We start from the raw sequence: 4,686 nt of genomic DNA on the forward strand, positions 1-4,686 counted from the left end.
AGGGACAGGATGGGACGGGTAGGGGCGGCGGGGGCGAGAAAACCCCACCCCCCTGCTCCCGCCCCGGCGAAATACGGATGCGCCGACTCCCCTGCCGTCCCTACGCTGGACAGGCACAGCCAAGCCGTCCACCCCGCTTCCCGCCGGACAGGCATCACTTACGGGACTCGGGGCTACGCTCTACGCACCGGCGGACAGACGCCCACCCCAAGCGTCCGGTCAGTGCACACCGTCACGCACGTACAACTCCGCTCAGTCACCCACGCCACTCACAAGGAGTCCCGTCATGGGCACCTTGATCATTTCCGCGATCGTCGTCCTGATCATCATGGGCTTCAAGAACAGCGTCCTGTGGCTCGCCGCCGCCGGCCTGCTCTACGTCTACTTCCGCTACGGCCGCACGGGGAGCGGTACGGCGGCCTCCTCGTCCGGGGGCGGCGGCGGCCCGGCCCCGGGTTCCTCGCCGGCGAGCTACCGCGCCTACCGTCAGCGCCGGGACCAGCAGGCCAGGTGGGAGCGCCGCTACAGCCGAGAGCGCCCGCTGCAGAACCGCCGCCGGGACCGCAAGGGCCGGTAGCCAGTAGCAGGAAGTCGAGAACGGGGCGTGCCTCCGGTCGGTCGGTCTCACAGACCGGGGGCACCCCACACCGGGAACCAGCGACTCAGGTCCTGCTCGATCCGCAGATCACCGGAGAGCGCGGCCCGCACCTGCAACTCCAGCGCACTGTCCCGCCGTTGCCCGTCACCACGCTCGCCACCACGCGGGTCCCCACCGGTCAGCGGAGAGAAGGGAAAGAAGGTCCCGCGCTTGTAGAGATAGACAAGCCCGAGCCGCCGAACACCCTCACCCCCACCCCCACCCTCCCGGGAACCGCCACCCTCGAACCCCACCACCGAACACAACAACTGCGGTCCGAACCCCCCAGCCTCCAGCGCACTGTTGACCGCGTGCAGGTCCCCGACGAGCGCCGGAAGATCCTCGGGCCCGCGCCGCGACACCAGCCACGTGTACCCGTACTCGTCCCGGACCAGCTCGACAGGCGGCCCGGTCCGCTCGGCGTCCGCGTCGAGGAGGGCCTGGGCCTCCTTGCGTATGTCGTCGAAGGCGGCGCCCTCCACCGTGGCGAAGCACACCGACCCCCGGCCCGTGGGCGTGAAGCCGGCCACGGCCTGGAGGGTCACGGCGGCCGACGGCAGCCCGAAGAGCCGGTCGAGATCGGGCGCGACGGGCTTGGTGCGCCCCAGCAGAATGTCCAGCAACCCCATACGTGCTCCTCAGCTCACGAGTTCCCCGCGCCGGGAGCCGCCACCTCGCCCAACTCGCCGGAGATCCGCCCCAGTTGGTCGAGCCGCTGCTCCAGACTGGGATGGGTGGAGAAGTACCGTGCCAGGCCCGGCTCCTTGCCGAGGGCGGGCGTGAAGTAGAAGGCGTTGAAGGCCTGCGCGGTCCGCAGGTCCTTCGACGGGATCCGCGCGATGTCACCGGAGACCTTGGTGAGCGCGGAGGCCAGCGCCGAGGGCTTCCCGGTGAGCAGCGCTGCCGAGCGGTCGGCGGCCAGTTCCCGGTACCGGGAGAGGGCGCGGATCAGCAGGAAGCTGATCGTGTACACGGCGGCGGAGACGCCCATCACCGCCGCGAAGACGACGGCGGTGTTCTGGTCCCGCCGGCCCCCGCCGAACAGCTGCGAGTAGAACGCGAACCGCACGATGAGCCCGGCGATGACGCCGAGGAAGGACGCGACGGTGATCACGGCGACGTCCTTGTGCGCGACATGGGACAGCTCGTGCGCGAGGACGCCCTCCAGCTCCTCGGCTTCCAGCCGCCGCAGCAGGCCGGTGGTCACGCACACCACGGCGTGATCGGCGTTCCGCCCGGTCGCGAACGCGTTCGGCATATCCATGTCCGACACGGCGACCACGGGCTTGGGCAGGTCGGCCACGGCACACAGCCGGTCGATCACCCCGTGCAACTGCGGGTACTCCTCCCGCTCCACCACCCGCCCGCGCATCGCGAACAGGGCGACCCGGTCGGAGAACCAGTACTGCGCGGCGAGGAACCCCGCCGCGACCACCACGACCAGTACCCAGGACTTCAGCAACACGATCAACGTGGCGACGAAGGCCACGTACAGCAGTCCGAGCAGAAACAGCGTGACCGTCATCCGCACGGTCAGTCGTCGATCGCTCCGCATTCGGTTCGGCATCAGTACCACCCCGCAGTCAGGCACTCGCCCCACTGTCAGTGTGCACCCGCCCTGTCCCATGAAGCGGTCGCGATCTGCCCTGGGCCGGGCAAAGGGAAACCGCTACGGCACGGCCACCTCCGGTACCGGCAGGCGCACCGACCGAGATGCTTCGGGGTCAAGCGCACGGGCGGCGTCGAAATGCCCGCACGGGAACGTCGTGCGGGCTCGCGACAGCGTCACTCGTGTCGGGTGGCTGAGCGTTCGAGGTTCGCTGAACGTGGCCCGTGGGACCACGCGAGCGGTCCGGCCAGGACTGGCGGCAGGTACTAGCGGTCGAGTGAGCCGTTCGAGGCGTCGGACGCGGACTGCCACGCCCGCATACCCGCTCTGGACGCCTCTTTGGCCTGCTGCCACTTCTGCGCCGCCTGCTGGGCCGGGGGTACGTGCATGTCGCGGAGCATGCGCCGACCTGCCGTGAAGAGAGCCGAGGCCCCGATAGCCATGCCGGCGCATGCCACCACGGCACCGGCCGTGGTGAGCACGGCGCCGATCGTGACGAGCCGGGTGTCGATGTCGATCGTCCGATGGGACTGCCGGTGGTGATGGTTCATGGCTCCACCCTCCAACGGGGGGAGCCGCCTCGCATCCCGACCGACGGCTCAGGCAGCCGTGCGCGATCGGACAGGCATCGCCAGGATGCCGTCGGCACGTTCCGGACGACTCGGACTCACCGTCTTCCCCGATGATCGCCGACTCCCGTGCGGCCGTCGCTCCCTGACGTATCGCCAAGGAAGCCGTCGCGGGGGATCCCGGGTGTTCCCGGCTCCGAGCCGCTGGACATATCGAACGGAGATATAATGTATTTTGACCGGTTTTGTCTCATCACCTCGGTGGAATCGGATCATGCTCCGGGAAACAGTGGCCGAATCCCCGGTCGCGGAATCCCCCGGTTGTGGCGCCGGTCGCGGCAAGCCCGTAGGGCATCGGAGCGGTCAGTCCCTCGCTGACGGCCGTCACCGGTGCCCAGGGCGTCGGTGACCATCCCTTGGAGCGGCACCATGACCCCAGACCCCATGGACGGATACCCGATGCGGAACCACACTCCGCAGGAGCGGGCCGCACTCGGCAAGGCGGCGCGGGGGAGCGTACCCCGTGGCAGCCACGCCGAGTTCGCCCCCGGACCGAAGCGGCCGGACCCCTTGGAGATCATCGAGAAGCAGTCGGCGACGCGGGTGCCCGAACTCGTGCCGATCCGCTACGGCAGGATGACCGAGTCGCCCTTCCGCTTCTACCGTGGAGCGGCCGCCATCATGGCCTCGGACCTCGCGGACACCCCCAGGACAGGAATCACCACACAGCTGTGCGGCGACGCGCACATGCTGAACTTCCGGCTGCTGGCCTCGCCCGAGCGCCGCCTCATGTTCGACATCAACGACTTCGACGAGACGCTGCCGGGCCCCTGGGAGTGGGACGTCAAGCGCCTGGCCGCCAGTTTCGTGATCGCCGGCCGGCTGAACGGCTTCAGCACCAAGGAGCGGGCCTCGATCGTACGGGCCGCCGTGCGGTCCTACCGCGAGAACATGCGCGCCTTCGCCGGACTCGGCAACATGGCCGTCTGGTACGCCCAGTTCGACGTGGACTGGGTACGTGAGCGGTTCGGGGGGGACCTGTCCGCGCGGGGCCGCGACCGCTGGGAGCGGATGGTGACGAAGGCCCGTTCGCACGACACCCAGCAGGTCTTCGACAAACTGACCCACGTCGTGGACGGCCGGCGCCGGATCACCCCGGATCCACCGCTGATCACCCCCCTCCAGGACCTGATGTCCGAGGGCCGGCGCGGCGAGCTGGAGAAGCTGATCCGCCGGCTCATCGAGCGCTACGGCCGCAGCGTGCAGTCGGACCGGCGCTTCCTCCTGGAACAGCACCGGGTGGTCGACATGGCGCGCAAGGTGGTCGGTGTCGGCAGCGTGGGAACCCGCTGCTGGATCGTGCTGCTGCTGGGCAAAGACGACGAGGATCCACTGTTCCTGCAGGCCAAGGAGGCCGACGAGTCGGTGCTGGCACCCCACGTCGGCGGCAGCATCTACCGTAATCAGGGTGAAAGGGTCGTCTCCGGACAGCGGCTGATGCAGGCCACCAGCGACATATTCCTGGGCTGGGAGCGGGTCGAGGGGCTCGACGGCCGGCGACGGGACTTCTACGTACGGCAGTTGCGGGACTGGAAAGGCGTCGTGGTGGCCGAGGACATGGTGCCGCGCGGCATGCGCACCTTCGGCGCGCTCTGCGGCGCGACCCTGGCCCGCGCCCACGCGAGGTCAGGCGACCGGATCGCCATCGCCTCCTACCTGGGCGGCGGCGAGTCCTTCGACCGGGCACTGGTGACGTTCGCCGAGTGCTACGCCGACCAGAACGAGCGGGACCACCAGGCACTCGTCGACGCCGTTCGCAACGGTCAGGTGGCCGCCGAAGCGGCCTGAGGAGACACGGCACACGGGAAGGG

Annotated in this window: 5 protein-coding genes; 2 read left to right on the forward strand and 3 right to left on the reverse strand. The window is 69.5% G+C overall.

Translation table 11 applies throughout. The features are described 5' to 3' along the window. Nucleotides 1-286: 286 nt before the first annotated feature. The gene (locus tag STRTUCAR8_RS22195) at nucleotides 287-577 is read left to right on the forward strand and encodes a hypothetical protein (protein WP_006378156.1); all 291 of its coding nucleotides are present in this window, start codon (nucleotides 287-289) and stop codon (nucleotides 575-577) included. Between the two features lie 47 nt (nucleotides 578-624). On the opposite strand, the gene pspAB is transcribed toward STRTUCAR8_RS22195, so the two are convergent. From pspAB to STRTUCAR8_RS22210, 3 genes are all read right to left on the reverse strand, one after another. Beyond that, nucleotides 625-1,266 carry a PspA-associated protein PspAB gene (pspAB, locus tag STRTUCAR8_RS22200; protein WP_006378158.1) on the reverse strand — a complete coding sequence of 214 codons (642 nt, stop codon included), beginning with the start codon at nucleotides 1,264-1,266 and terminating at the stop codon, nucleotides 625-627. A 14-nt stretch (nucleotides 1,267-1,280) separates the two neighbouring features. Beyond that, nucleotides 1,281-2,204 (reverse strand): zinc metalloprotease HtpX, encoded by a 924-nt coding sequence (htpX, locus tag STRTUCAR8_RS22205; RefSeq protein ID WP_044472663.1) that lies wholly within the window; start codon nucleotides 2,202-2,204, stop codon nucleotides 1,281-1,283. Nucleotides 2,205-2,512: 308 nt separating this feature from the next. Continuing rightward, nucleotides 2,513-2,797 (reverse strand): hypothetical protein, encoded by a 285-nt coding sequence (locus tag STRTUCAR8_RS22210; protein WP_006378159.1) that lies wholly within the window; start codon nucleotides 2,795-2,797, stop codon nucleotides 2,513-2,515. 447 nt (nucleotides 2,798-3,244) lie between these two features. On the opposite strand from STRTUCAR8_RS22210, the gene STRTUCAR8_RS22215 reads away from it, so the two are divergent. Next, nucleotides 3,245-4,663, forward strand: coding sequence for a DUF2252 domain-containing protein (locus STRTUCAR8_RS22215; RefSeq protein WP_044472662.1), 1,419 nt, complete (start codon nucleotides 3,245-3,247; stop codon nucleotides 4,661-4,663). Nucleotides 4,664-4,686 lie beyond the last annotated feature (23 nt).

The organism is Streptomyces turgidiscabies Car8 (genome assembly GCF_000331005.1).
Classification (GTDB): Bacteria; Actinomycetota; Actinomycetes; order Streptomycetales; family Streptomycetaceae; genus Streptomyces; species Streptomyces turgidiscabies.